The sequence below is a fragment of the Streptomyces sp. NPDC102259 genome (assembly GCF_044766465.1).
Lineage (GTDB): Bacteria > Actinomycetota > Actinomycetes > Streptomycetales > Streptomycetaceae > Streptomyces.
The window spans coordinates 145,070-171,115 of the sequence record NZ_JBIWMA010000003.1; the positions used below are offsets into that span (position 1 = coordinate 145,070).

The 26,046-nt window shown below is 69.8% G+C and carries 24 protein-coding genes and 1 pseudogene; 20 read left to right on the plus strand and 5 right to left on the minus strand.

What is annotated here, in order from left to right; all coding sequences use genetic code 11:
- The first annotated feature begins 39 nt into the window (after window positions 1-39).
- Entirely contained in the window at window positions 40-1,167 is a 1,128-nt protein-coding gene (locus tag ACIRPU_RS09330; protein ID WP_403863880.1) for a ferrochelatase, read from the plus strand.
- Between the two features lie 8 nt (window positions 1,168-1,175).
- Window positions 1,176-1,991, plus strand: coding sequence for an inositol monophosphatase family protein (locus ACIRPU_RS09335; RefSeq protein ID WP_403863883.1), 816 nt, complete (start codon window positions 1,176-1,178; stop codon window positions 1,989-1,991).
- Between the two features lie 74 nt (window positions 1,992-2,065).
- Here the strand turns inward: ACIRPU_RS09335 and ACIRPU_RS09340 are convergent, their stop codons facing one another.
- Entirely contained in the window at window positions 2,066-2,242 is a 177-nt protein-coding gene (locus ACIRPU_RS09340; protein ID WP_403863886.1) for a hypothetical protein, read from the minus strand.
- 416 nt (window positions 2,243-2,658) lie between these two features.
- Between ACIRPU_RS09340 and ACIRPU_RS09345 the strand changes: the two genes are divergently transcribed.
- From ACIRPU_RS09345 to ACIRPU_RS09360, 4 genes are all read left to right on the plus strand, one after another.
- A complete protein-coding gene (locus ACIRPU_RS09345) occupies window positions 2,659-3,312 on the plus strand; it encodes a response regulator transcription factor (protein WP_020125132.1) in 654 nt (217 codons plus the stop codon).
- A 6-nt stretch (window positions 3,313-3,318) separates the two neighbouring features.
- Window positions 3,319-4,560: a sensor histidine kinase gene (locus ACIRPU_RS09350; RefSeq protein ID WP_403863889.1), complete on the plus strand. Its 1,242-nt coding sequence runs from the start codon at window positions 3,319-3,321 to the stop codon at window positions 4,558-4,560.
- A gap of 397 nt (window positions 4,561-4,957) precedes the next feature.
- The gene (locus tag ACIRPU_RS09355) at window positions 4,958-5,254 is read left to right on the plus strand and encodes a DUF4193 domain-containing protein (RefSeq protein ID WP_003993510.1); all 297 of its coding nucleotides are present in this window, start codon (window positions 4,958-4,960) and stop codon (window positions 5,252-5,254) included.
- 13 nt (window positions 5,255-5,267) lie between these two features.
- Window positions 5,268-6,260 (plus strand): hypothetical protein, encoded by a 993-nt coding sequence (locus ACIRPU_RS09360; protein ID WP_403863892.1) that lies wholly within the window; start codon window positions 5,268-5,270, stop codon window positions 6,258-6,260.
- A 9-nt stretch (window positions 6,261-6,269) separates the two neighbouring features.
- On the opposite strand, the gene ACIRPU_RS09365 is transcribed toward ACIRPU_RS09360, so the two are convergent.
- A complete protein-coding gene (locus ACIRPU_RS09365; protein ID WP_403863895.1) occupies window positions 6,270-6,734 on the minus strand; it encodes a DUF3093 domain-containing protein in 465 nt (154 codons plus the stop codon).
- A 58-nt stretch (window positions 6,735-6,792) separates the two neighbouring features.
- On the opposite strand from ACIRPU_RS09365, the gene ACIRPU_RS09370 reads away from it, so the two are divergent.
- The 8 genes from ACIRPU_RS09370 to ACIRPU_RS09405 all read left to right on the plus strand — a co-directional run bounded on the left by ACIRPU_RS09370 (window position 6,793) and on the right by ACIRPU_RS09405 (window position 14,766).
- Window positions 6,793-7,377: a PaaI family thioesterase gene (locus ACIRPU_RS09370; protein WP_384124442.1), complete on the plus strand. Its 585-nt coding sequence runs from the start codon at window positions 6,793-6,795 to the stop codon at window positions 7,375-7,377.
- On the plus strand, window positions 7,374-7,925 hold the full coding sequence (gene dut / locus ACIRPU_RS09375; RefSeq protein WP_384124444.1) for a dUTP diphosphatase: 552 nt from the start codon (window positions 7,374-7,376) through the stop codon (window positions 7,923-7,925). The genes ACIRPU_RS09370 and dut overlap by 4 nt, the downstream gene beginning before the upstream one ends.
- A gap of 1 nt (window position 7,926) precedes the next feature.
- Window positions 7,927-8,694, plus strand: coding sequence for a DUF3710 domain-containing protein (locus ACIRPU_RS09380; protein WP_355703409.1), 768 nt, complete (start codon window positions 7,927-7,929; stop codon window positions 8,692-8,694).
- A gap of 197 nt (window positions 8,695-8,891) precedes the next feature.
- The gene (locus tag ACIRPU_RS09385) at window positions 8,892-10,070 is read left to right on the plus strand and encodes an alginate lyase family protein (RefSeq protein WP_403863899.1); all 1,179 of its coding nucleotides are present in this window, start codon (window positions 8,892-8,894) and stop codon (window positions 10,068-10,070) included.
- A 212-nt stretch (window positions 10,071-10,282) separates the two neighbouring features.
- A complete protein-coding gene (locus tag ACIRPU_RS09390) occupies window positions 10,283-12,841 on the plus strand; it encodes an ATP-binding protein (RefSeq protein WP_403863902.1) in 2,559 nt (852 codons plus the stop codon).
- Complete coding sequence (locus ACIRPU_RS09395) at window positions 12,835-13,551, plus strand: response regulator (RefSeq protein WP_355703406.1); 717 nt, start codon at window positions 12,835-12,837, stop codon at window positions 13,549-13,551. The genes ACIRPU_RS09390 and ACIRPU_RS09395 overlap by 7 nt, the downstream gene beginning before the upstream one ends.
- A 57-nt stretch (window positions 13,552-13,608) precedes the next feature.
- Window positions 13,609-14,007, plus strand: a complete 399-nt coding sequence (locus ACIRPU_RS09400; protein ID WP_403863905.1) for an OB-fold nucleic acid binding domain-containing protein — start codon at window positions 13,609-13,611, stop codon at window positions 14,005-14,007.
- A 3-nt stretch (window positions 14,008-14,010) separates the two neighbouring features.
- Window positions 14,011-14,766, plus strand: a complete 756-nt coding sequence (locus ACIRPU_RS09405; protein WP_403863908.1) for a DUF3159 domain-containing protein — start codon at window positions 14,011-14,013, stop codon at window positions 14,764-14,766.
- A gap of 198 nt (window positions 14,767-14,964) precedes the next feature.
- Here ACIRPU_RS09405 and ACIRPU_RS09410 read toward each other — a convergent pair whose 3' ends face one another.
- Together ACIRPU_RS09410 and ACIRPU_RS09415 are read right to left on the minus strand one after the other, a co-directional pair.
- Window positions 14,965-15,642, minus strand: coding sequence for a potassium channel family protein (locus ACIRPU_RS09410; protein ID WP_389499299.1), 678 nt, complete (start codon window positions 15,640-15,642; stop codon window positions 14,965-14,967).
- Window positions 15,642-16,310: a TrkA family potassium uptake protein gene (locus tag ACIRPU_RS09415; RefSeq protein ID WP_314224645.1), complete on the minus strand. Its 669-nt coding sequence runs from the start codon at window positions 16,308-16,310 to the stop codon at window positions 15,642-15,644. The genes ACIRPU_RS09410 and ACIRPU_RS09415 overlap by 1 nt, the downstream gene beginning before the upstream one ends.
- A 413-nt stretch (window positions 16,311-16,723) precedes the next feature.
- Between ACIRPU_RS09415 and ACIRPU_RS09420 the strand changes: the two genes are divergently transcribed.
- The 3 genes and pseudogenes from ACIRPU_RS09420 to ACIRPU_RS09430 form a co-directional block, all read left to right on the plus strand.
- Entirely contained in the window at window positions 16,724-18,841 is a 2,118-nt protein-coding gene (locus ACIRPU_RS09420; RefSeq protein WP_403863912.1) for an APC family permease, read from the plus strand.
- A 131-nt stretch (window positions 18,842-18,972) separates the two neighbouring features.
- On the plus strand, window positions 18,973-20,313 hold the full coding sequence (locus ACIRPU_RS09425) for a class I SAM-dependent RNA methyltransferase (protein ID WP_403863916.1): 1,341 nt from the start codon (window positions 18,973-18,975) through the stop codon (window positions 20,311-20,313).
- 659 nt (window positions 20,314-20,972) lie between these two features.
- Window positions 20,973-21,071: pseudogene (locus ACIRPU_RS09430) on the plus strand (IS5/IS1182 family transposase); the annotation flags it as partial.
- A 27-nt stretch (window positions 21,072-21,098) separates the two neighbouring features.
- Here ACIRPU_RS09430 and ACIRPU_RS09435 read toward each other — a convergent pair.
- Window positions 21,099-21,782 carry a GntR family transcriptional regulator gene (locus tag ACIRPU_RS09435; protein WP_403863919.1) on the minus strand — a complete coding sequence of 228 codons (684 nt, stop codon included), beginning with the start codon at window positions 21,780-21,782 and terminating at the stop codon, window positions 21,099-21,101.
- A gap of 108 nt (window positions 21,783-21,890) precedes the next feature.
- Here ACIRPU_RS09435 and ACIRPU_RS09440 point away from each other — a divergent pair, with 108 nt between their 5' ends.
- The 3 genes from ACIRPU_RS09440 to ACIRPU_RS09450 all read left to right on the plus strand — a co-directional run bounded on the left by ACIRPU_RS09440 (window position 21,891) and on the right by ACIRPU_RS09450 (window position 26,040).
- The gene (locus tag ACIRPU_RS09440) at window positions 21,891-23,057 is read left to right on the plus strand and encodes a mandelate racemase/muconate lactonizing enzyme family protein (RefSeq protein ID WP_403863922.1); all 1,167 of its coding nucleotides are present in this window, start codon (window positions 21,891-21,893) and stop codon (window positions 23,055-23,057) included.
- Between the two features lie 177 nt (window positions 23,058-23,234).
- A complete protein-coding gene (locus ACIRPU_RS09445) occupies window positions 23,235-24,575 on the plus strand; it encodes a cation:dicarboxylate symporter family transporter (RefSeq protein ID WP_403863925.1) in 1,341 nt (446 codons plus the stop codon).
- Between the two features lie 715 nt (window positions 24,576-25,290).
- Complete coding sequence (locus tag ACIRPU_RS09450) at window positions 25,291-26,040, plus strand: SDR family oxidoreductase (protein ID WP_403863928.1); 750 nt, start codon at window positions 25,291-25,293, stop codon at window positions 26,038-26,040.
- The last annotated feature ends 6 nt before the right edge of the window (window positions 26,041-26,046 follow it).

The following is a 26,046-nucleotide window of genomic DNA, read 5'->3' on the forward strand; positions in this document are numbered from 1 at the left end:
CGTTCACGGCCTGTCAGAGGCGGGTGGCAGGATCGACTCATGCGAGACGCGCTCGATGCCACCCCCTACGACGCCCTGCTCCTGCTCTCCTTCGGCGGCCCGGAAGGCCCGGACGACGTGGTTCCGTTCCTGGAGAACGTGACGCGCGGGCGCGGCATCCCCAAGGAACGCCTCAAAGAAGTGGGCCGGCACTACTTCCTGTTCGGCGGGGTCAGCCCCATCAACGACCAGAACCGCGCCCTCCTGGACGCCCTGCGCAAGGACTTCGCCGGCCACGGCCTGGACCTGCCGATCTACTGGGGCAACCGCAACTGGGCCCCGTACCTCACGGACACCCTGCGCGAGATGGTCACCGACGGCCGCCGCCGCATCCTCGTCCTCGCCACCAGCGCCTACGCCTCGTACTCCGGCTGCCGCCAGTACCGCGAGAACCTCGCCGACTCGCTGGCGACGCTGGAGGCCGAGGGCCTCGAGCCGCCGAAGGTCGACAAGCTGCGGCACTACTTCAACCACCCCGGCTTCCTGGAGCCCATGATCGAGGGCGTCCTGCGGTCGCTGGCCGACCTCCCCGAGGAGGTCAGGGAGGGCGCGCACCTCGCCTTCTCGACCCACTCCATCCCCCACGCCTCCGCGGACACCTCCGGCCCGGTCGAGGACCACGGCGACGGCGGCGCGTACGTGAAGCAGCACCTGGACACCGCGCGGCTCATCGCCGACGCCGTCCGCGAGCGCACCGGCGTGGACCACCCCTGGCGGCTCGTCTACCAGTCCCGCTCCGGCGCCCCGCACATCCCCTGGCTGGAGCCCGACATCTGCGACCACCTGGAGGAGCGGCACGCGGCCGGCGTCCCGGCCGTCGTGATGGCCCCCATCGGCTTCGTCTCCGACCACATGGAGGTCCTCTACGACCTCGACACGGAGGCCAGGGCCAAGGCCGAGGAACTGGGTCTGCCGGTGCGCCGCTCGGCCACCGTCGGCGCCGACCCGCGCTTCGCCGCCGCGATCCGTGAGCTCGTCCTGGAGCGTGCCGCGGCCGAGAGCGGCCTCGAGGTCACCCCGTGCGCCCTGGGGGCGCTCGGCGCGAGCCACAACCTGTGCCCGGTCGGCTGCTGCCCCGCCCGCGCCCCCAAGCCCGCCGCCGCGGGCGCCGACAGCCCCTACGCGTGAGGAACGGCGTGACCGACCCCCTGCACACAGAACTGCTCGAGATCGCCAAGGAGGCCGCCCGCCGGGCCGGCGAGCTGCTGCGGGACGGCCGCCCGGCCGACCTCGCGGTCGCCGCCACCAAGTCGAGCCCGATCGACGTGGTCACCGAGATGGACATCGCGGCCGAGAAGCTGATCACGACACTCATCTCCGGGCACCGTCCCGACGACGGCTTCCTCGGCGAGGAGGGCGCCTCCAGCGAGGGCGGCAGCGGCATCCGCTGGGTGATCGACCCCCTCGACGGCACGGTCAACTACCTCTACGGACTGCCCACCTGGGCCGTCTCCATCGCCGCCGAGCAGGACGGCGAGACGGTCGCCGGGGTGGTCGAGATCCCGATGCGCGGTGAGACGTACCACGCGGTGCGCGGCGGCGGGGCGTGGGGGAGCGGCGCCCGGGAGGGCGAACACGCCCTGTCCTGCCGTCCCGCGGCCCCCCTCGACCAGGCCCTGGTCTCCACCGGCTTCAACTACGTCACCGAGGTCCGCGCCCACCAGGCCGACGTCGCGCAGCGGCTGATCCCGCTGCTGCGGGACATCCGGCGCAGCGGCTCGGCCGCGGTCGACCTGTGCGACGTGGCCGCGGGTCGCCTCGACGGCTACTACGAACGCGGGCTGCATCCCTGGGACCTCGCCGCGGGCGACCTGATCGCCCGGGAAGCGGGTGCGCTGACCGGTGGGCGGCCCGGAGAGCGCCCCGCACGTGACCTGACGGTGGCTGCAACCCCCGGCGTCTTCGAGCCCCTCCAGCGACTCCTGGAGGACTTCGGCGCCTGGCACGACTGAGCCGCTCTCCCGGGCCACGCGAAGGGGCCCCGGCGCTGGATTCGCCGGGGCCCCTCCGCGTACCTGCGAACTGCTCAGACGACGCTGATCGCGCCGACCTCCACACCGTGCTCGGCGGCGAGGCGGCGCAGGTCGTCGAGCTCGGCCTGTTCCACCTCGACGAGGAAGTCGTCGCCCTCGTCGCGAGCCCGCGTCAGGTCGGACTCGGTCGTCCTTATGCGGTGCAGAAGACCTGCGGTGAATGCGTCCATGCTGCGCCCCCTCGTCCTGGGTCGTGGGTCGGTGGCACGGGGGTGTGCCGGTTGGGAAGGGGCGATCACGTCTGCCATAGGTGCCCAGCGCTGCCCTGCCGGGCGGCGACGGTGCCGGACACCCACGCCCGCTCTGCGGCAAACGGACCGCGGAGTACCGCATGGTGCTGCGGCACATGCAGAGCGTGATCGCGGGGTGTAAAGCCGTCCTCCCCCCGCGCTCTTCCACGGAAACCTCAACCTCACGAGAAAATCTCGCATTCCCGGGCTTCACACCCGTCCTTCATCTCCCGCCCACCCGCCTTACCGCCGACTTATGGCCGAAAAGGGCAGGATGGAGGCCCACGCTCACCCAAACCCCTGCCCGAGAGCGCTCACGGAGCGCTACGCGGGTGGACACAGGAAGGACAAGCGACGTGCGCGTACTCGTCGTCGAGGACGAGCAGCTGCTCGCCGATGCGGTGGCCACCGGACTGCGCCGGGAGGCCATGGCCGTCGACGTCGTGTACGACGGTGCGGCCGCCCTGGAGCGCATCGGCGTCAACGACTACGACGTGGTCGTCCTCGACCGGGACCTCCCCCTCGTCCACGGCGACGACGTCTGCCGCAAGATCGTCGAACTCGGCATGCCCACGCGCGTGCTGATGCTCACGGCCTCGGGCGACGTCAGCGACCGGGTCGAGGGTCTGGAGATCGGCGCCGACGACTACCTTCCCAAGCCCTTCGCCTTCAGCGAGCTGATCGCACGCGTGCGTGCCCTCGGCCGGCGCACCAGCCTGCCGCTGCCGCCCGTCCTGGAGCGGGCCGGCATCAAGCTCGACCCCAATCGCCGCGAGGTCTTCCGCGACGGCAAGGAGGTCCAGCTCGCGCCCAAGGAGTTCGCCGTCCTGGAGGTGCTGATGCGCAGCGAGGGAGCGGTGGTCTCCGCGGAGCAGCTCCTCGAGAAGGCCTGGGACGAGAACACCGACCCGTTCACCAACGTCGTGCGCGTGACCGTCATGACGCTCCGCCGCAAGCTGGGCGAACCTCCGGTGATCGTCACCGTCCCCGGTTCCGGCTACCGGATCTGATCCGCCGTGGCATCGACACCCGCGCCTCCCCAGGCGCCCCCGAAGCCCACCTGGGACCCCAGGAGCCCGCAGACCCCGTTCCCCTGGCTGCGCCCGACCATCCGGATACGCCTCACGCTGCTGTACGGCGGGATGTTCCTGATCGCCGGCATCCTGTTGCTGTCGATCATCTACCTGCTGGCCGCGCAGGCCCTGCACGAGGGCGGCGGCGGCCAGTCCCTGCAGGTGAGCGGGGTCAATCTCAAGGTCACCAGCGCGTCCTGCCCCGCCGTGAACTCCGCGACCGGGGACGAGATCAACTCGGTGCTCAAGCAGTGCGACGCCGTCCAGCGGCAGCACGCCCTGGACGACCTCCTCAGCCGGTCCCTGCTGGCCCTTCTGGGGCTCGCCGTGATCGCCTTCGCGTTCGGCTACGCCATGGCCGGCCGGGTGCTGTCCCCGCTCGGCCGGATCACCCGGACCGCGCGCGCGGTGGCTGGCTCGGACCTGTCCCGCCGTATCGAGCTGGACGGACCGGACGACGAGCTGAAGGAGCTGGCCGACACCTTCGACGACATGCTGGAGCGCCTCCAGCGGGCCTTCACGGCGCAGCAGCGCTTCGTGGGCAACGCCTCGCACGAGCTGAGGACGCCGCTGGCGATCAACCGCACGCTGCTCGAAGTCCACCTCTCCGATCCGAACGCGCCGGTCGAGCTGCAACAGCTCGGCAAGACGCTGCTGGCCACCAACGAGCGCAGCGAGCAACTCGTCGAGGGCCTGCTGCTGCTCGCCCGCAGCGACAACCAGATCGTCGAGCGCAAGCCGGTCGACCTCGCGGAGGTCGCCGAGCAGGCCATCGACCAGGTGCACGGGGAGGCGGTGGCCAAGGGCGTGGTGATCCGCGGGGAGCAGAAACCCGCGGTCGTCCAGGGCAACGGCGTCCTGTTGGAGCGGATCGCGCTGAATCTCGTGCAGAACGCCGTACGGTACAACGTGTCCGAGGACGGCTGGGTCGAGGTGACCACCGAGGTCCGGCACGGACAGGCGGTCCTCGTCGTGTCGAACACCGGCCCGGTCGTTCCCGCCTACGAGATCGACAATCTGTTCGAGCCCTTCCGTCGCCTGCGTACGGAGCGGACGGGCAGTGACAAGGGGGTCGGGTTGGGCCTGTCCATCGTGCGGTCCGTGGCTCGGGCGCACGGCGGCCATATCGCGGCCCAGCCGCGCGAGGGGGGTGGGCTCGTGATGCGGGTCACCTTCCCCGTCTGAGATCATGTCGCCGACACACGCGGGGATGTTCGCTTTGCGCGGAATTTTCTGGGTCCCGACCTAGGTTCCCCGTGTGTGATCGATCACAAGGGCAAATTTCGGGCCATCTACTCTCCGTGATCATGAATGCCGTCGTAAAGCCCGGAAAATCCGGGTTTTCAGGGGTCCCGATCACGGGAAGTACACGGTGAGACGCCTTTGAAGTGCGGCATTCGGACCGTGTACGGTCCCGATCGCCATCCAAGCCGATCACTCGTGAGGAGTTCGGTTGGGTGTCGATTGAGTAACAGACCTTGATGTGAGGCAAAATCTCCGCCTCGGGGCGGGCACAAGTCCGGCCTCTCACGCGTTACGTGCGCTGGAGACACCAGCAGATACCCAGAGGGGGAGAGGCGAAATGGCTACCGATTACGACACCCCACGCAAGACCGATGACGATGTCGACTCAGACAGTCTCGAAGAGCTGAAGGCCAGGCGGAACGACAAGTCCGCCTCCGCAGTCGACGTCGACGAATTCGAGGCCGCGGAGGGGCTCGAGCTGCCCGGCGCAGACCTCTCGAACGAGGAACTGGCCGTCCGGGTGCTGCCGAAGCAGCAGGACGAGTTCACTTGCATGAGCTGCTTCCTTGTGCACCACCGCAGCCAGCTGGCCCGGGAGAAGAACGGCCAGCCGATCTGCCGCGACTGCGACTGAGGCGGGGTCGGCCGTGACTGGCTCGACCCCACCTCGGAAGCGCCGCTTCCCCCCGTGGGGAACGGACAAGGGGCCCTCCCGGGGCCCTCACGGCGTGCGTGACGACGAGCGAGGCTCATCCGGTACGGGAGCGGTCCCTGCGGGATCGGCCTCGCTCGAACCCGCGGCTGACCGGGCTGACCTCCCGGTCCCGACGCGGAGCGCCGCCCCCGTCGCCAAGCGGCGGGCGGCGGTCATCCGGGACAGAGCGACGGACCTGGCCCGGGAAGGCGTCCGCAAGGGCGGCAACCGCGCCAGGGCGGGCCTGGGGCACCTCGCCGACCGGATCATCGACATCGCCCCACGGGTCCCCGTACGGGACCTCCAGACGCTGCGCAGGCAGTTCCCCGGTCTCGGGCCCGAGCAGCTCGCGGACAAGCTCGTGTCGGGCGCGGCGAACGCCACGTCGACCGTCGGCGCGGGCATCGGGGCGGCCGCGATGCTGCCCGTGCCGCCCGCGATGCCGACCGAGCTGGCCGCGGAGATCACCGGGGTCGCGGCGATCGAGCTGAAACTGATCGCCGAGCTCCACGAGGTCTACGGCGTGCGGCCGGCGGGCAACCTCAAGGACCGCAGTGCCGCGTATCTGCGCTCGTGGTCGGGCGAGCGCGGCGTCAACGTCATGAAGCCGTCCTCGATCAACTCGGCGCTCGGCGGCCAGATGAAGCGTGAGCTGCGCCAGCAGATCATGAAGCGCATGCTCCGTGACCTGCCGAACCTGATGCCCTTCATGGTGGGCGCCGCCGTCGGCGCGGTCATGAACCGCCGGGACACCAGGAGAGTGGCCGCGAAGATCCGGGCCGACCTGCGGAAGACGCAGGTGCCGTGGGACGCGCTGCCCGAGCTTCCGCCACTGGAGAGGCCGACGGATCCCCTGGCCATGGGGGAGATCTCCAGAAACCCCTTGAACCCCCTGGGTCCCGACGACCGTGAGAACCCTGAGAACCCGAGAGAGCTCGGGGGCTGAGGGCTCCGGTCAGGCCGTCGCCTCCCGGGCCGCCTTCAGCGCCTCTGCCAGGCGCTCCGGCTCCCGCGTCGACAGATACAGGTAGGGCGTCGGGTCGTCCGGGTCGGTGACCTCGACCCGCAGGGCCCCCGGGATGTAGGAACGCAGCAGCAGGAAGGCCCGGGTGTCGGCCTTGTACGTGCGCCAGGCGCGCGCCTCGTCCGCGTCCAGGACCTCCGTCCCGCCCAGGGCCGCGACCGGGATCTTCGCCTCGCCCGCGATCAGCGAGTCGCCGACGACGCGGATGCGCACGGAACCGTAGGAGCTGGCCACCACCGCCGCGGCAGCGGTGCCGCCGACCAGACCGCCGAGCAACGGCAGGGTGCCGAAGGGCAGCAGGATCAGGGCCAGGGAGACACCCACGAGGAACGAGACGAACCACCACGACCGGGGGGCGGTGAGGCGTTCTTCGTACGGGGTGGTCGAGAGCTGCATGGAGCCAAGCTTGGCACGGTGTCCTGATACGGCGGACGCGCGGGTAAGGTCTGCGGCTGTGAGTGGTACTTCCGCAGCTCTTGAGCCTCCGGCCGATGCCGTGAAACCCGTTCGGCACCCCGACGCTCCCGTGCCCGGCGAGCTTCTCGGTGCCCACTACGAACACTGTTTCGGATGTGGCGGCGAGCAGACCCATGGGCTGCGTCTGGAGGCACGGGCCGGCGAGGGAGTGACCGTCACCGCCGAGTTCACCGTGCAGCCCGCCCATCAGGGCGCGCCCGGCCTGGCGCACGGCGGGATCCTGGCCACCGCCCTCGACGAGACGCTCGGCTCGCTGAACTGGCTGCTGCGGACGATCGCCGTGACCGGACGGCTGGAGACCGACTTCGTGCGGCCCGTGCCGGTCGGTACCACGCTGTACCTCGAGGCCGAGGTGACGGCGGTGGCCAGGCGCAAGATCTACTCGAGTGCCACCGGACGGATCGGCGGTCCCGAAGGGCCGCTCGCCGTCCGTGCCGACGCGCTCTTCGTCGAGGTCGCGGTCGAGCACTTCGTGAGCCATGGCCGTGAGGCGGAGATCCAGGCCGCGATGAGCGACCCGGACCAGATCAGGCGCACTCGCGCCTTCGAGGTGAACCCGTGAGCCGCGACCCCCTGCCCGTTCTGATCCGGCGCGTCGACCCCGACGTACCGCTTCCGACGTACGAGCACCCGGGCGACGCCGGGGCCGATCTGCGCACCACGCGCAGCCATGAACTCGCGCCGGGGGAGCGGGCCGTACTGCCCACGGGGGTGTCCATCGCCCTGCCCGAGGGGTACGCGGCCTTCGTGCACCCGCGATCGGGGCTGGCCGCCCGGTGCGGCGTCGCCCTCGTGAATGCCCCGGGGACGGTTGATGCCGGGTACCGTGGGGAGATCAAGGTGATCGTGGTGAATCTCGACCCGCGCGAGTCCGTGCGGTTCGAGCGCTTCGACCGGATTGCCCAACTGGTCGTCCAGCAGGTCGAGAGGGTCCGCTTCCAGGAGGTGGCGGAGCTTCCCGAATCGGCGCGGGCCACAGGGGGCTTCGGGTCCACCGGCGGGCATGCCGCCGTGGGCGGTGAAAGCGGTACAAGCGCCTCGGCCGCCGAGGGCGGCGCGACGGGTGGGAATCGATACGCATCGGTCGTATCCGACCGGGAAGGACAGTGACGTGTTCGGACGTCGCAAGAAGAAGGGTGCCGCCGAGGACGCGGCCGGCGAGGCCGAGCAGGTCGTCGACAGTGTCGACGCTGAGGCGGACGACGTAGAGGGCGAGCGCGAGCGGGTGCGGCTCGAGCCCGAGCCGCGGCCCGACGGGCCCTGGGACGACTCGGAGGTGCGCGACCCGGCCGAGGGCCGCGTGGACCTCGGCGGGATCTTCGTGCCCGGGGTCGACGGCATGGAGCTGCGGGTCGAGGTCGCCGGTGACGCGATCGTCGCGGCGACCGTCGTGCTGCGCGACAGCGCCATCCAGCTCCAGGCCTTCGCCGCTCCCAAGCGCGAGGGCATCTGGGGCGAGGTGCGCGAGGAGATCGGCTCCGGCATCACTCAGCAGGGCGGCATCGTCGACGAGGTCGAAGGCCCGCTGGGCTGGGAGCTGCGCGCCCAGGTGCCGGTGCAGCTGCCGGACGGCACGGGTGGCTTCCACGTCGTGCGGTTCGTCGGTGTGGACGGTCCCCGCTGGTTCCTGCGCGGAGTGATCTCGGGCCAGGGCGCGGTGCAGCCGCAGGCGGCCGGTCTGCTCGAGCAGATCTTCCGGGACACCGTCGTGGTCCGCGGCGAGGGCCCGATGGCGCCCCGCGACCCGATCGTCCTCAAGCTGCCGAACGACGCGCAGATGGTCCCCGAAGGCGTCCAGCAGCAGCAGGACGACAGCTCCCGCTTCTCCGGCGGCATGGGCCAGCTCCAGCGCGGACCGGAGATCACCGAGGTCCGCTAGTCCACGACGGCAGACCTCCGTACGACGACAAAGGGCCGCACCCCCGCTCGGGGTGCGGCCCTTTGTCGTGTTCGCGTCGCGCTCTTCTCGTGTGTGAACCCTTGACGGTCCATTGGTCTGGACCTACGGTCTCCGCTCAACGCCTGAGTTCATAAGGGCGCTCTGTGTTCATATACACGAACGAGAACGGAGCTGCTGTGCGTCGAACCGCATTCCTGGTGACCGTCACCGCCCTGGTCCTGGGCGCTCTCGTGTCCCCGAACGTCCCGCGGGCCCAAGCCGCCCCCGCCGCCTTCGCCCACCCCGGGGTCACCGTCTCCCGGGCGCAACTGGACTTCGTCCGGGGCAAGGTCGACTCCGCCGCCCAGCCCTGGAAGGGCGCCTTCGACCAGCTGCTGGCCGGCAAGTACGCCAGTCTGAGCCGCACCCCCAAGCCCCGCGCCGTGGTCGAGTGCGGGTCCTACTCCAACCCGAACTACGGCTGCACGGACGAGCGGGAGGACGCCCTCGCGGCGTACACCGACGCCCTCGCCTGGTACGTCACGCGGGACGAGCGGTACGCGAAGAAGGCCATCGAGCTGATGGACGCCTGGTCGGCCGTCGTCAAGGACCACACGAACAGCAACGCGCCCCTCCAGACCGGCTGGGCCGGCTCGTCCTGGCCGAGGGCCGCCGAGATCATCAAATACACGTACACCGGCGGCTGGGCCAACTCCGGCCGCTTCGCGAGCATGCTGCGGGACGTCTACCTGCCCGAGGTCATCAACGGCTCCAACTCCAACGGGAACTGGGAGCTGTCCATGACGGAGGCCGCGATCGGCATCTCCGTCTTCCTCGAGGACAGGACGTCGTACGACAAGGCCATGGCGAAATTCCGCACCCGCACGGCGGCCTACGTCTACCTGGCCTCCGACGGCGAGCTGCCGAAGACCGTGCCGAGCCAGAACCTGAACACCCGGGACAAGATCGTCGCCTACTGGCAGGGCCAGGGCACCTTCGTCACCGGCCTGACCCAGGAGACCTGCCGCGACCTCACCCACACCGGGTACGGCATCTCCGCGATCTCGCACGTCGCCGAGACCAGCCGGATCCAGGGACAGGACCTGTACGGCACCGACGTCGGCGAGCGGCTGCGCCAGGCCCTCGGCTTCCAGTCGAAGTACGAGCTCGGCGCGGCCGTTCCGAGCTGGCTGTGCGGTGGCTCGCTGAACCAGGCGCTCGGCCCGGTCACCGAGGTCGGCTACAACGCGCTGCACAACCGTCTGGGCATCGCGATGAGCAACACCCAGACGCTGACCCTCCAGAACCGCCCGGCCGGCAGCAACAACCTCTTCGTCGCCTGGGAGACGCTCACCCACGGGGACAATCCCGCGTGACCCGGTGGGCGCGGCCCGTGTCCGTGCCCCGATGTGCGTGAACCGATTCGAGGGGCTCGTCCGATGAAGGGGTGAGGGGCGCCGGTGTTCGTCCGACCGCGTCAGGGTTGCGTCAAAGGCGCTCCTCACCCTTCAGCTCGTCCCTTATGCCGGAAGTGTTGGCCGTAAGGTCGACGCTGCGTACGCAGGAGTCACGGGAAGACAATGAGGCCATGGCACGCGGAAAGCTTCGGATCTACCTCGGCGCGGCACCGGGCGTGGGCAAGACGTACGCGATGCTGTCCGAGGCGCACCGCCGGGTGGAGCGCGGCACGGACTGCGTGGTGGCGTTCGTCGAGCACCACGGGCGGCAGCGCACCGAGGTGATGCTGCACGGCCTCGAGCAGGTGCCGCGCCGGGAACTGGAGTACCGGGGCGGCGTCTTCACCGAGATGGACGTGGACGCCGTCCTCACCCGGGCCCCGCGGGTCGCCCTGGTGGACGAACTCGCGCACACCAACGTCCCGGGCTCGCGCAACACCAAGCGCTGGCAGGACGTGCAGGAACTGCTCGCCGCCGGAGTCGACGTGGTCTCGACCGTGAACATCCAGCACCTGGAGTCCCTGGGTGACGTCGTGGAGTCGATCACGGGGGTACGGCAGCAGGAGACGGTGCCCGACGAGTTCGTCCGGCGCGCCGACCAGATCGAGCTGGTGGACATGTCACCCCAGGCGCTGCGGCGGCGGATGGCGCACGGGAACATCTACAAGCCGGACAAGGTCGACGCAGCCCTGTCCAACTACTTCCGGCCCGGGAACCTCACCGCCCTGCGGGAGCTGGCCCTGCTGTGGGTCGCCGACCGGGTCGACGAGTACCTGAAGCAGTACCGCAGCGAGCACCATGTGTCGGCGATCTGGGGTTCGCGCGAGCGGATCGTGGTCGGGCTGACCGGCGGCCCCGAGGGACGCACCCTGATCCGGCGGGCCGCGCGGCTGGCGGAGAAGGGCGCCGGCGGGGAGGTGCTGACCGTGTACATCGCGCGCAGTGACGGCCTGACCTCCGCCTCGCCCAAGGAACTGGCGGTCCAGCGCACCCTCGTGGAGGACCTGGGCGGCACCTTCCACCACGTGGTCGGCGACGACATCCCCGCCGCGCTGCTCGACTTCGCCCGCGGGGTCAACGCCACGCAGATCGTGCTCGGCTCCTCGCGCCGCAAGGCCTGGCAGTACGTCTTCGGGCCCGGGGTCGGCGCGACGGTCGCCCGGGAGTCGGGGTCCGACCTCGACGTGCACATCGTCACCCACGACGAGGTGGCCAAGGGGCGCGGGCTGCCGGTGGCCCGGGGCGCCCGGCTCGGGCGGGCCCGGATCGTCTGGGGCTGGCTGGTCGGCGTGGTGGGCCCCGCGCTGCTGGCGCTGCTGCTGAACACCGTCCACCTCGGCCTCGCCAACGACATGCTGCTGTTCCTGGCCGTGACGGTGGCGGCGGCGCTGCTCGGCGGGCTGCTGCCGGCCCTGGCCTCGGCGGCGGTGGGCTCGCTCCTGCTGAACTACTTCTACACGCCGCCCCTGCACAGATGGACGATCGCCGACCCGAAGAACATCGTCGCCATCTTGATCTTCGTCGGGGTGGGGGTCTCGGTGGCCTCGGTGGTGGACCTGGCGGCCCGGCGTACGCACCAGGCGGCCCGGCTGCGGGCCGAGTCGGAGATCCTGTCCTACCTGGCGGGCAACGTGCTGCGGGGCGAGACCAGCCTCGAGGCGCTGCTGGAGCGGGTGCGCGAGACCTTCGGGATGGAGTCGGCGGCACTGCTGGAGCGGGCGGACGACAGAGCGCCGTGGACCCGCGCGGGCCACGTCGGGTTCGGACGACCGGTCGAGCGGCCCGAGGACGCGGACGTGGACGTGCCGGTCGGCGACCACCTCGCGCTGGCGCTCACCGGGCGGTTGCTGCCCGCGGAGGACCGGCGGGTCCTGGCCGCGTTCGCCGCGCAGGCGGTCGTCGTACTGGACCGGCGGCGCCTCCAGGAGGAGGCCGACCAGGCCCGTGCGCTGGCCGAGGGCAACCGCATCCGCACGGCCCTGCTGGCCGCCGTGAGCCATGACCTGCGGACCCCGCTGGCCGGGATCAAGGCGGCGGTGTCCAGTCTCAGATCCGACGACGTGGCCTGGTCGGAGGAGGATCAGGCGGAGCTGCTCGAGGGCATCGAGGAGGGCGCGGACCGCCTCGACCACCTGGTGGGCAACCTACTGGACATGTCCCGCCTCCAGACCGGTACGGTCACGCCGATCATCCGGGAGATCGACCTGGACGAGGTGGTGCCGATGGCGCTCGGCGGGGTGCCCGATCCGGCGGCGAGCGTGGAGCTGGACATCCCGGAGTCGCTGCCCATGGTCGCCGTGGACGCCGGGCTGCTGGAGCGGTCGGTCGCCAATCTCGTGGAGAACGCGGTCAAGTACAGTCCGGGCGGCGAGCCCGTACTGGTCTCGGCGAGCGCGATGTCCGACCGGGTCGAGGTACGGGTCGTGGACCGCGGGCCGGGCGTTCCCGACGAGGCCAAGGAGCGGATATTCGCTCCCTTCCAGCGCTACGGCGACGCCCCGCGCGGGGCCGGGGTGGGACTGGGCCTCGCGGTCGCGCGTGGCTTCGCCGAGGCCATGGGCGGAACCCTCAACGCCGAGGACACCCCCGGCGGCGGCCTCACCATGGTCCTCACCGTCCGCGCGGCGGGACCGCGCCTCGAGTCGCAACCCGCGCAACCCGCGCAACCCGAAAGGCACGCCTCATGCTGAGCCCGGCCGAGGGGACGCCCCAGGCCCCCACGAGAGTGCTCGTGATCGACGACGAGCCGCAGATCGTGCGCGCCCTCGTGATCAACCTCAAGGCCCGCAGGTACGAGGTCGACGCGGCCCACGACGGCGCCACCGCGCTACGGCTCGCCGCCGCCCGCCACCCGGACGTGATCGTCCTCGACCTGGGGCTGCCGGACATGGACGGTGTCGAGGTGATCAAGGGGCTGCGTGGCTGGACCAGGGTGCCGATCCTGGTGCTGTCCGCCCGGCACTCCTCGGACGAGAAGGTCGAGGCGCTCGACGCGGGCGCCGACGACTACGTCACCAAGCCGTTCGGCATGGACGAGCTGCTGGCCCGGCTGCGAGCCGCCGTCCGCCGGGCGGAACCCGCCGGGGGCGCCGAGGACGAGGTCCTGGTGGAGACCGACGGGTTCACCGTCGACCTGGCCGCGAAGAAGGTCAACCGCGCCGGGAAGGACGTACGGCTGACCCCCACGGAGTGGCATCTGCTGGAGGTGCTGGTGCGCAACACCGGCCGGCTGGTCAGCCAGAAGCAGCTGCTCCAGGAGGTGTGGGGGCCGTCGTACGGGACGGAGACCAACTACCTGCGGGTGTACATGGCGCAGCTGAGACGCAAGCTGGAGGCGGACCCCTCGCATCCCAGGCACTTCGTCACGGAACCCGGGATGGGCTACCGGTTCGAGCGCTAGTGCGACGGGTGGGGCGGCGGCTACGGCTCTGTGGGCGTGCCCCGGTACCCTTCAGACATGAGTGCTGTCCCTCGTTCCGAAAAGCCGGTGGGCCGGTTCCGGCGCATGCTCGACCGGCTGTCCTCGTCGCAGGAGGACCTGGAGTCCGAGGAGCTGCGAGAGGAAGCCGAGACGGTCGGGTGTACGCGGATCGGCGACTGCCACGACCGCCAGATCGTCACGGTTACTGGTACCTTGCGCACGGTCACTCTGCGGCCACGCGCCGGGGTTCCGGCCCTGGAGGCCGAGCTGTTCGACGGCAGCGCCGCGCTGGACGTGGTGTGGCTGGGCAGGCGCTCCATAGTGGGCATAGAGCCGGGACGCAGGCTCATCGCATCGGGGCGGGTCTCCATGAGCCGGGGCCGCCGGGTGCTGTTCAACCCCAAGTACGAACTGAGACCCCTGGGTAGGGAGTAGCCGGTGACGTCGCTCGACAAGCCGACCGAAGAAACGACCGCGGACGACACGACCGCGGCCGACGCCCGGGCGGTGACCGAGGCTGCGCTGTTCGAGGCGTTCGGCGGGGTGCGGGGCATGGTCGAGACGGTCGTGCCCGGCCTGCTCTTCGTCACGATCTTCACGATCAACAAGGATCTGCACATGTCCGCGATCGCCGCGCTCGCGGTGTCGCTGATCCTGGTCGTGGTCCGCCTGGCGATGAAGGACACGGTCAAGCACGCCTTCAGCGGGGTCTTCGGCGTCGCCTTCGGCGTGGTCTTCGCGATGATGACCGGCAACGCCAAGGACTTCTATCTGCCGGGCATGCTCTACACGCTGGGCCTGGCCCTCGCCTACATCATCACGACGCTGTGCGGGGTGCCGCTGATCGGTCTGATCCTGGGCCCGGTCTTCAAGGAGAACCTCTCCTGGCGGACCCGCAACCCGGGCCGCAAGAAGGCGTACGCCAAGGCCAGCTGGGCGTGGGGACTGATCCTGCTCGCCAAGTGCGCGATCCTCTTCCCGCTCTACTGGTGGGCCAACACCGCGCAGCTGGGCTGGGTGCTGATCGCCCTGAAGATCCCGCCGTTCCTGCTCGCGGTCTGGCTGACGTGGGTCTTCCTCGCGAAGGCGCCCGCGCCGATCGACGTGTTCGCGGAGATGGAGGCGGAGGAGAAGGCCGCTGCCGCGGAGAAGGCGTCGTCGGAGACTGGTGCGCGGCACCGTCGGGAGGGCTAGCACCCGCGTTCCGGTGACCGGCCCTGGGGGCTGCGCCCCCAGCCCCCCGCTTCGGCCCCGAACGGGCCTCGGCCTCAATCGCCGGACGGGCTGGTAGCGCGGACCGGCGTCCATGTCGTGCCGTGCGCCGCAGACACTGCGATGGGGGCGCCCGGAGATCTCCGGGCGCCCCCATCGGCGTGTCTCTCGGACCGAAGGTCAGCTGCCGGTGTCGTCCTTGCGGACCGACAGCAGGTCCTCCAGCTGTTCCTCCCGGGCCTGGGCGGCCACGAAGAGCAGTTCGTCGCCCGCCTCGAGGGAGTCCTCGCGGGTCGGGGTCAGGACCCGGGTGCCGCGGATGATGGTGACCAGCGAGGTGTCCTCCGGCCATTCCACGTCGCCGACCTGGGTGCCGGCCAGGGCCGACTCCTCGGGGAGGGTCAGTTCGACGAGGTTGGCGTCGCCGTGGCTGAAGCGGAGCAGGCGGACCAGGTCGCCGACGCTGACCGCCTCCTCGACCAGGGCCGACATCAGACGCGGGGTGGAGACGGCCACGTCCACGCCCCAGGACTCGTTGAAGAGCCACTCGTTCTTCGGGTTGTTCACCCGGGCGACGACGCGCGGGACGCCGTACTCCGTCTTGGCCAGCAACGACACGACCAGGTTGACCTTGTCGTCGCCGGTCGCGGCGATGACGACGTTGCAACGCTGGAGGGCCGCCTCGTCGAGGGAGGTGATCTCACAGGCGTCGGCCAGCAGCCACTCCGCCTGCGGGACGCGCTCGACCGAGATGGCGGTCGGCGCCTTGTCCACGAGCAGGACCTCGTGGCCGTTCTCCAGCAGTTCGCCGGCGATCGAGCGGCCGACGGCGCCGGCTCCGGCAATGGCGACCCTCATCAGTGACCGTCCTCCTTGGGACCCTCGGCGAACGAGGCCTCGACCTTCTCGACCTCGTCGCTCCGCAGCATCACGTGCACCAGGTCGCCTTCCTGGAGCACCGTCTGGGAGGTGGGCAGGATCGCCTCGCCGAGGCGGGTGAGGAACGCCACGCGGACGCCCGTCTCCTCCTGAAGCCTGCTGATCTTGTGGCCGACCCAGGACGGGGCGGCGTGCACCTCGGCGAGCTCGACGCCCCCGGTGGGGTCGCGCCACAGCGGCTCGGCGCCCGAAGGGAGCAGCCGGCGCAGCATCTGGTCGGCCGTCCAGCGGACGGTGGCGACGGTGGGGATGCCCAGGCGCTGGTAGACCTCGGCGCGCCGCGGGTCGTAGATGCGGGCGGCGACGTTCTCGATGCCGAACATCTCACGGGCCACCCGGGCGGCGATGATGTTGGAGTTGTCGCCGCTGGACACGGCGGCGAAGGCGCCGGCCTCCTCGATGCCGGCCTCGCGCAGAGTGTCCTGGTCGAAGCCGACTCCGGTGACCCGCCGGCCACCGAAACCCGAGCCCAGCCGTCGGAAGGCGGTGGGGTCCTGGTCGATCACGGCGACCGTGTGCCCCTGTTGCTCCAGGGTCTGCGCGAGGGCGGAACCCACCCTGCCGCAACCCATGATGACGATGTGCACGACCGTCCTTCCGAGGTCAAGAAGTCAAGAAGTCAATAAAAATTCTGGCCTGGCTTTGAACAGGGTCTCAGACCGTCGACCAAGCTACACACGTGCGGTCGGCGCAGGGCACCCCCGTGCACGCTTTGCGCGATCATCGGCGGCTGATGCTCCAGAGACTGAGGAAGGTAAGGATTCCGAGGCCGACGAGGGTGCCGACGGCGCCGATGATCTCCGCGGTCGTGTGCATGGACCCTCCAAGGGGGCGGCAGCGGGCGGGGATTGTCATATAGGCATGGGGATCGGCACGGTCGCAGAATCCGCAGCGCGGGCATGGCCGATTTCACCCGGGAGGCAGACGCGGCACGCCATCACCCGACTGAGGCCGGGGGAGGGTGGGCGGTCCCGTGTTCGAAGGCCTACGATCCTCTGTTGTGTCCAAACTGACCGACGTGCCCAAACGGATTCTGATCGGGCGCGCACTGCGCAGTGATCGGCTCGGAGAAACGCTCCTGCCGAAGCGCATCGCCCTGCCCGTCTTCGCTTCCGACCCGCTGTCCTCCGTGGCCTACGCGCCCGGGGAGGTACTGCTGGTCCTGTCCATCGCGGGCGTGTCGGCCTACCACTTCAGCCCCTGGATCGCCCTCGCGGTCGTCGTGCTGATGTTCACGGTGGTCGCCTCCTACCGGCAGAACGTCCACGCGTACCCCAGTGGCGGTGGCGACTACGAGGTGGCCACCACCAACCTCGGCCCCAAGGCCGGCCTGACCGTCGCGAGCGCGCTGCTCGTCGACTACGTCCTGACCGTCGCCGTCTCCATCGCCTCCGGCATCGAGAACCTCGGCTCCGCCATCCCGTTCGTGGTCGAGCACAAGGTGGCCTGCGCGGTCGCCGTGATCGTGCTGCTGACGCTGATGAACCTGCGCGGCGTCAAGGAGTCCGGCAAGCTCTTCGCGATCCCGACCTACGTCTTCGTCGCGGGCGTCTTCATCATGATCGCCTGGGGCGCCTTCCGCGGACTGGTCCTCGACGACACCATGCGGGCGCCGACGGCCGAGTACACGATCAAGGCCGAGCACCAGGGCCTGGCCGGGTTCGCCCTGGTCTTCCTGCTGCTGCGCGCCTTCTCCTCCGGCTGTGCCGCGCTCACCGGCGTCGAGGCGATCTCCAACGGCGTCCCCGCCTTCCGCAAGCCCAAGTCGAAGAACGCGGCGAGCACCCTCGCCGCGATGGGCCTGCTGGCCGTCACCATGTTCTGCGGCATCATCGTCCTGGCGCTGGTCACCGACGTCCGGATGGCCGAGAACCCGGCCGTCGACCTGCTGCACAACGGGGTCGCGGTCGGCGCCGACTACGTCCAGAACCCGGTGATCACCCAGGTCGCCGAGGCCGTCTTCGGCAAGGGCAGCTTCCTCTTCCTCGTACTCGCCGCGGCCACCGCCCTGGTGCTGTTCCTGGCGGCGAACACCGCCTACAACGGCTTCCCGGTGCTCGGCTCGATCCTCGCCCAGGACCGCTACCTGCCCCGCCAGCTGCACACCCGCGGCGACCGCCTCGCCTTCTCCAACGGCATCGTGCTGCTCGCCGGCGCGGCCACCCTGCTCGTCGTCATCTACGGCGCCGACTCCACCCGCCTGATCCAGCTGTACATCGTCGGCGTGTTCGTGTCCTTCACGCTCAGCCAGATCGGCATGGTCCGGCACTGGAACCGCCTCCTGGCGACCGAGACCGACCAGCTCAAGCGCCGCCACATGGTCCGCTCCCGCGCGATCAACACCTTCGGCGCCTTCTTCACCGGCCTGGTCCTGGTCGTCGTCCTGGTCACCAAGTTCACGCACGGCGCCTGGGTCGCCCTGCTCGGCATGGTGATCTTCTACGGGACGATGACCGCGATCCGCCGCCACTACGACGGCGTCTCCGCGGAGATCGCCGCTCCCGAGGGCCCCAGCGACGACACCGTCCGGCCCTCGAGGGTCCACTCGGTGCTGCTGATCTCCAAGATCCACCGCCCGACGCTGCGTGCCCTCGCCTACGCCAAGCTGATGCGCTCCGACACCCTCGAGGCGCTCACCGTCAACGTCGACCCGGCCGAGACGAAGACGCTGCGCGACGAGTGGGAACGGCGCGGGATCGACGTACCGCTGAAGGTCCTGGACTCGCCCTACCGCGAGGTCACCCGGCCGGTCATCGAGTACGTCAAGAGCCTGCGCCAGGAGTCGCCGCGCGACGCGGTGTCGGTGATCATCCCGGAGTACGTGGTCGGCCACTGGTACGAGCACCTGCTGCACAACCAGAGCGCGCTCCGGCTCAAGGGCCGGCTGCTGTTCACACCGGGCGTCATGGTCACATCCGTCCCGTACCAGCTCCAGTCCTCCGAGGTGGCCAAGAAGCGGGCCCGCAGGCGCTCGGAGTGGAACGCCCCGGGCGCGGTGCGACGCGGTCCCCTGCAGGAGGGACGCCCGAAGGAGCCGTCGGGCACCGGTTCCGGCAGCGCCCCGGGCAGTGCTCCCGGCAGCGCTCCGGGGTCCTCGAAGCCGGACGCGAAGAACTGACCCTCGCGCCGGGCGGGCGCTCGACCCTCGCCCCTCGTCCCGGCGCGTGGTGAACGGCCGGACGACAGCCACGTAGACTGGTGGGCTGTTGTCCGGCCGTTCCTCGTTCGACGTTGTGGAGTCACCCCGCCATGCAGGCAGAACCGAAGAAGTCGCAGGCGGTGTCGCTCGTGGGGCAGGAATACGAGGTCGAGATCGGCCCCGTCGCCCACGGCGGCCACTGCATCGCCCGAACGGAAGCCGGCCAGGTGCTGTTCGTCCGGCACACGCTGCCCGGCGAGCGGGTCGTGGCCCGGGTGACCGAGGGCGAGGAAGGGGCCCGGTACCTGCGCGCGGACGCGGTGCAGGTGCTCGAGGCGTCCAAGGACCGGGTCGAGGCACCCTGTCCGTACGCCGGCCCCGGCCGCTGCGGCGGCTGCGACTGGCAGCACGCCAAGCCGGGCGCCCAGCGCCGCCTCAAGGGCGAGGTGATCGCCGAGCAGCTGCTGCGGCTCGCGGGCCTCACGCCCGAGGAGGCCGGCTGGGACGGCACCGTGATGCCGGCCGAGGGCGACAAGCTGCCGCCCGGCCAGGTGCCCGCATGGCGCACCCGTGTCCAGTACGCGGTGGACGCCGACGGCAACGCCGGCCTGCGACGCCACCGCTCGCACGAGGTCGAGCCGATCGAGCACTGCATGATCGCGGCGCCGGGCGTCAGCGAGCTGGGCATCGAGGACCGCGACTGGTCCGGCATGGAGTCCGTCGAGGCGATCGCCGCGACTGGTTCCCAGGACCGCATGGTCATCCTCGAGCCCCGCCCCGGTGCCCGCCTGCCCCTCGTCGAACTCGACAGGCCCGTGTCCGTCATGCGCGTCGAGGAGCACGACGGCGGTATCCACCGCGTCCACGGCCGGGGGTTCGTCCGCGAGCGGGCCGACGGCCGGACGCACCGCGTCGGCAGCGGCGGCTTCTGGCAGGTCCACCCGCAGGCCGCCGACACCCTCGTCAAGGCGGTCATGCAGGGCCTGCTGCCGCGCAAGGGCGACATGGCGCTCGACCTGTACTGCGGCGTCGGCCTCTTCGCGGGCGCCCTCGCCGACCGCCTCGGCGACAAGGGAGCGGTCCTCGGCATCGAGTCCGGCAAGCGCGCCGTCGAGGACGCCCGGCACAACCTCGCCGGCTTCGAGCGGGTGCGGATCGAGCAGGGCAAGGTCGAGGCCGTACTCCCGCGCACCGGGATCACCGAGGTCGACCTCGTCGTCCTGGACCCGCCGCGCGCGGGAGCGGGCAAGAAGACGGTCGAGCACCTGGCGTCCCTGAAGCCGCGCAAGATCGCGTACGTGGCCTGCGACCCGGCGGCCCTCGCCCGCGACCTGGCGTACTTCCGCGACGGGGGCTACAAGGTGCGGATGCTGCGGGCGTTCGACCTGTTCCCGATGACCTCGCATGTGGAGTGTGTGGCGATTCTCGAACCGGCTTCAAAGGCGCTCTGACCTGCGGTTTTCGTGGACTGCTCAGGTGCGTCGAGGTGTGCCCGACCTATTTCCCTCAGTCCATCGCGTGGAGTGCGTCGCAGGCTCGTGTCACATGCCTCACCTGCTGCTTCGAACAGCGGGGTGCGGGCGATGAGCGTTCTGCCCCGTCTTCGTGAGGGGCGGTGGGGGACATGTCTTGACGCTCGTTCGACGCTGCTTCTGATGGGGCGTCACGGCGCTCGTTCGATTGGCTGTCAAGCCCGCGAAGGTCCTGTTCGGCGTTCGCGGTGTCGGTCTCGGCGGTTTCCGACGCGCGGTTGAGGTGCAGGGCCAGTAGGACCAAGCGGTCAGAAGACCTCCCCGAGGCCGGTGACTAGCGTGTCTCTTTGATCTGCTCGTCGGTTGATCGGATGTGTCTGTCCGGTGGGTGATCACTGATGCGATGTGGGACCGGATCGAACCGTTGATGCCGGCCGATCCGGTCCGTGGTCGGCGATGGGCCGGCCATCGTCGAACCTGGAGGCCATCGCGTGGAAGTACCGCACCGGCTCGCCTTGCCGTCCACAGCCCACCTGAGCAGCCGTTTGTGAGCGGTCTGGAATGAACGCTGCGCTCCTGGCAGCGGCCGATGGTGCTGACGACATCTGCCGGGCTCACCAGCACGCCGCCGGGGCCAGGAAAAAGGGGCGCCATTTCGGGCTGAGCCTGATGACCAACCGCTCGGACGTTCCCGCGGCGGCCTGAGTACGAAGGCCCATCTCGTCAGCGACAGCCATGATCACGACGGCGCCGGTCGCCGCGCGTCACGTCACGCGAATGCCCTCGCGGTCTTCGAGGGCGCTGATGGCGGTGGCGGTGAGGCTGTGTGTGACGTGGCCTCGCATCAGCTGGGCGGCTTCGGCGGCACGGCCGTCCACGATGAGGGAGACAAGTTGGTGGTGTTCCTGTAGGTCCCTGGTACGTGGTTCGTCACCGGGAGGGAGTTCGAGGCCGAGGCGCCGGTAGCGATCGGACTTGTCCCACAGGTCGTCCAGGAGACGGATGAGTACGTCGTTGTGGGAGGCCCGGTATAGCGCCTGGTGGAACGCGCGGTGGGCCGTGAGTGCCTCCTCCCCCCATTGGCGGGTGACGGGGAGGAGCTTGTTGACGGCGGCCTGCATGGTGGCGATGTCGTCGTCGGTCCGTCGCTGGGCGGCAAGTTCGGCGGCGGTCGGGTCCAGGGACAGACGTACCTCGAAGAGCTGGCGGGCTTCGTTCGAGTTCATGACGGAGACCCGGACGTCGCGGTGGGTCTCGACGGTGACGAGTCCCTCGCTGCTGAGGCGGCGGATGGCCTCGCGCAGGGGCGTGATGCTCATGTTGAGGGACTCGGCGAGGTCGTACTGGGCCAGCCGTGAACCGGCAGGGAGAGTGCCGGAGAGGATCTGATCGCGGAGTTCCGCGTAGGCGAGGTCGCTCTTGCTGAAGAACAGGTTCTGCCCTGCCATAGCCCCCTGACCGTTCCCTTCCGAAGGTTTCCCACCCCTTGACATCCCGCATCGGACCAGCTCAGTCTAACAGGCGTCGTATCTTATAAGATATTAGAGAGGTTCGCAGTGAAGATCACCAACGTCTACGAGGGCGTCGTTCCGATCAGCTCCTCCATCCGCAACGCCTGGATCGACTTCAGCTCCATGGACTGTTCGATCGTGGCGATCGAGAGCGACGTCATCGTCGACGGCAAGCCCGTGGTGGGCTACGGCTTCAACTCCAACGGCCGCTACAGCGCCGGAGAGATCCTGCGCCGCCGGGTCCTCCCCCGCCTCCTGGAGGCCGAGCCCGGCAGCCTGCTCGACGAGCGGGGCGACCTGGACCACGCCAAGGCGTGGGACGTGATGATGAACAACGAGAAGCCCGGCGGGCACGGTGAGCGTTCGGTCGCGGTCGGTGTGGTGGACATGGCCCTGTTCGATCTGGCCTCCAAGATCGAGGGCAAGCCGCTGTACCGGTATCTGTCCGAGCGCTACGGCGACGGGCAGCCCGACGACTCCGTCTTCGTCTACGCCGCCGGCGGCTACTACGCCCCTGGCAAGACCCTCACCGACCTTCAGGACGAGATGCGCGGCTTCCTCGACCTGGGCTACGACGTCGTCAAGATGAAGATCGGCGGCGCCGACCTGGCGGAGGACCTGCGCCGTATCGAGGCCGTCATCGACGTCCTGGACGGCGACGGCTCCCGGCTGGCCGTCGACGTCAACGGCCGCTTCGACCTCAACACGGCCCTGGAGTACGGGCGGGCCATCGAGCCCTACGGGCTGTTCTGGTACGAGGAGATCGGCGACCCGCTCGACTACCACCTCAACGCCACCGTCGCTGAGCACTACACCGGCTCCATCGCGACAGGTGAGAACCTCTTCTCCCTGCAGGACGCCCGCAACCTGATCCGCTACGGCGGCCTGCGCCCCGACCGCGACACCATCCAGGTCGACCCCGCGCTCTCCTACGGTCTGGTGGAGTACCTGCGCATCCAGGACATGCTCCGTCAGCACGGCTGGTCATCGAGGCGCTGCATCCCGCACGGCGGGCACCAGTTCTCCCTGCACATCGCAGCCGCCCTCAAGCTCGGCGGCAACGAGTCCTACCCGGGCGAGTTCCAGCCCACCGGCGGCTTCGCCGACGACGCCGTCGTCGAGAAGAGTCGTGTCGGCCTGACCGAGACCCCCGGCATCGGCTTCGAGAGCAAGGCCGCCTTCCACAAGGTGCTGCGCGCCCTGCACAGCTGACCGCCACCCCACCGCGGACGCGCCCGCCACCGGGCGGGCGCCGTCGGCCGGCGCCGCCGGATAGAGCCGGATAGGGGCGCCACACACGAGATCGGGGGCGCGCGAGCCGCGTCGCGTCCCTCGCGACCCCCCACGGGACAGGGCTACACACGATCGTCGTGCAAGGGAGCACCAACGATGACAAGCACCCACACCGCCGGCCGCCCGCAGCGGTCACGGCTGAGCCGTCTCATACATGAGCTGTGGTTCCAGGTCGTACTGGCCGCCGTCCTCGGCATCGCCGTCGGCATCCTTGCGCCCGGGCTGGGTGAGGACCTGAAGCCGCTCAACGACTGGTTCATCGCGCTGGTCAAGATGATCGTGATCCCGGTCGTCTTCTGCGTGGTCACGACCGGCATCGCCTCCATGGACAACCTGCGCAAGGCCGGCCGGATCGGTGTGAAGGCGATCGGCTACTTCCTGGTGCTGTCCCTGGCGTCCATGCTGATCGGGCTGGTCGTCGCCAACATCTTCCAGCCCGGCTCCGGCCTGCACGTCGACCCCTCGTCACTGAACGCCGACGACGTCCCCAAGACCGCCGCCGAGCACGCCACCTTCACCGGCTTCGTCTCCTCCCTCATCCCCGCCTCCCTGCTGGGCGCGATCACCGGGGACGCGATCCTGTCCGCGCTGATGGTCTCGATCGTCTTCGGTGTGGCCCTGAACATGGCCGGCGAGGAAGGGGCACCGCTGACCGGCGGCATCAAGGCGCTCTCGGACGTCGTCTTCCGCATCGTGGGCTGGGTGATGCGGCTCGCGCCCTTGGGCACCTTCGGAGCCCTGGCCACCGTGGTCGCCACCTACGGCGCCGAGAGCCTCAAACAGCTTGGCTTCCTCATCATCCTGTTCACCGCGACCTGCATCATCTACGTCCTGGTCGTCCTCGGCGCCATCATGCGGGCCTGCCGCCTGAGCCTGTTCGGCCTCATGCGCTTCCTCAAGGCCGAACTGCTCGTCGCCCTCAGCACCTGTTCCAGCGAGGCCGTCCTGCCCCAGCTGGTACGCAAACTGGAGATCCTCGGCGTCGGCCGGCCCGTGGTCGGCATCGTCATCCCCTCCGGGTTCTCCTTCAACCTGGACGGCTCCGCGGTCTACCTCACGATGGCCTCCCTCTTCCTGGCCCAGGCCATGGGCATCGACCTGTCCTGGCAGCAGCAGCTGATCATGGTCGGCGTCATGATGCTCACCAGCAAGGGCACCGCCGGGATCGCGGGCGGCGCGTTCATCGTCCTCGCCAGCACCGTCACCGCGGTCGGCCACATCCCGCTCGCCGCCCTCTCCCTGATCGTCGGCATCGACCGCATCCTCAACGAGGGCCGCGTGTTCATCAACGTCCTCGGCAACGCCGTCGCCACCATCGTGATCGGCAAGTGGGAGAACGACTTCGACACCGAACAGGCCCGCAAGGTCCTGCACTCTCGCACCACCACGCCGCCGCAGGCCGACTTGGACACCGCCAAGGTCGGCGCGGGCAAGTAGCCGTGCCCGTCGAGCGCAGTCACACCTCGACGGCATATATCTCACCCACCGGCGGCATCCTCCAGGCCGCCGTGCGCCAGCACAGATGAGGGCCCGAGGGTCCTTCCCGTGAGCACGCCCAGCGTCTCCTTCTCGATGATCATCCGGCTCGAAGTCCCGCGGCAGGAACGCGGTCTTTCAGCTGACGGCCACGATGGAGGCGCTGGGCGGTCCAGTCACCGTCCTCGCCTCGCCAGCCGCCTTCCCTGAGATTCTCGACGGAGTGCCTGGGCCCAATGCAGGGCACATCCGAGCCTCCTTCCATGGCTGCGCGTTCGCCCAGGGACCAGGTCTCAGCGCTGAGGTAAAGCAGGGGAAGGGGCGCACCTTGCGGATCGTCTCTGACCAGGCACCCCACATCCACGAAGGCGCCCGCTGGTCAGCCGGATCGGCCTGGCGGATGTGGCGTGTGCGGCTATCCGACGGGCTTGGGCCCCAGAGCGGCTGGACTGTTCAGTTCCCGGTGTCAGAAGGGGAAGTCAGTGTGGGCACGTCCAGGGCCAACCTCGATTGACGCGACGCCGAAGCGACACCGGATCCACTGGGTGGGGCCACTCCACCAGGCAGAGACCGCCGATCCATGGATAAACCGTCCTCTCCCGCCCCTGCGCGGGCGCCCCTACCGTCGAGGCTGCGGGCGCTCACCGGCCCGCCGTACCGAAGGAGCAGGACCCCCATGAAGATCACCGGCAACACGATCCTGATCACCGGCGGCACCTCGGGCATCGGGCTCGGCCTGGCCCTGCGTCTGCACGAGGCCGGCAACAAGGTGATCGTCGCCGGCCGGCGCAAGGAACTCCTCGACGAGATCACGGCCGAGCACCCGGGCATCGACGCGCTCGTTCTCGACGTCGCCGACCCCGACTCGATCGCCCGGGCCCGTGAGACCGTGGCGGCGAGCCACCCGGATCTGAACGTCCTGGTCAACAACGCCGGCATCATGCTGCGGGAGAACATCCTCGACCCGGCCGAACTCACGGTCGCCGAGGACCACGTCGCGACCAATCTGCTCGGCACGATCCGGATGACGTACGCCTTCCTGCCGCTGCTGGCGGGCAAGGACGACGCGGTCGTCATGAACGTCACCTCCGCGCTGGCGTTCGTACCGTATGCGAGCACCCCGACCTACAGCGCGACCAAGGCCGCGCTGCACTCCTTCTCCGAGAGCCTGCGCATCCAGCTCGCCGGTGCTGACTCCGGCGTCCAGGTGATCGAGGTGGTCCCGCCCGGGGTGCGCACGACCCTGATGGGCCAGCAGGACAACGAACACTCCATGCCGTTGGACGACTTCCTCACCGAGGCTCTCGACCTGCTGCGCGAGAAGCCCGACGCGAAGGAGATTATTGTCGAGCGCGCGAGGTTCATCCGCGACGCGGTGGCCGCCGGCTCCTACGACGATGTCCTCGCCATGATCGCCGGCAGCTGACCGACC

Coding starts and splice junctions, on each gene's coding strand:
- ACIRPU_RS09330 (WP_403863880.1), top strand. CDS start 40: ATGCGAGACGCGCTCGATGCCACCCCCTACGACGCCCTGCTCCTGCTC.
- ACIRPU_RS09340 (WP_403863886.1), bottom strand. CDS start 2,242: ATGGACGCATTCACCGCAGGTCTTCTGCACCGCATAAGGACGACCGAG.
- ACIRPU_RS09355 (WP_003993510.1), top strand. CDS start 4,958: ATGGCTACCGATTACGACACCCCACGCAAGACCGATGACGATGTCGAC.
- ACIRPU_RS09365 (WP_403863895.1), bottom strand. CDS start 6,734: ATGCAGCTCTCGACCACCCCGTACGAAGAACGCCTCACCGCCCCCCGG.
- ACIRPU_RS09390 (WP_403863902.1), top strand. CDS start 10,283: ATGGCACGCGGAAAGCTTCGGATCTACCTCGGCGCGGCACCGGGCGTG.
- ACIRPU_RS09395 (WP_355703406.1), top strand. CDS start 12,835: ATGCTGAGCCCGGCCGAGGGGACGCCCCAGGCCCCCACGAGAGTGCTC.
- ACIRPU_RS09400 (WP_403863905.1), top strand. CDS start 13,609: ATGAGTGCTGTCCCTCGTTCCGAAAAGCCGGTGGGCCGGTTCCGGCGC.
- ACIRPU_RS09410 (WP_389499299.1), bottom strand. CDS start 15,642: ATGAGGGTCGCCATTGCCGGAGCCGGCGCCGTCGGCCGCTCGATCGCC.
- ACIRPU_RS09425 (WP_403863916.1), top strand. CDS start 18,973: ATGCAGGCAGAACCGAAGAAGTCGCAGGCGGTGTCGCTCGTGGGGCAG.
- ACIRPU_RS09435 (WP_403863919.1), bottom strand. CDS start 21,782: ATGGCAGGGCAGAACCTGTTCTTCAGCAAGAGCGACCTCGCCTACGCG.
- ACIRPU_RS09445 (WP_403863925.1), top strand. CDS start 23,235: ATGACAAGCACCCACACCGCCGGCCGCCCGCAGCGGTCACGGCTGAGC.
- ACIRPU_RS09450 (WP_403863928.1), top strand. CDS start 25,291: ATGAAGATCACCGGCAACACGATCCTGATCACCGGCGGCACCTCGGGC.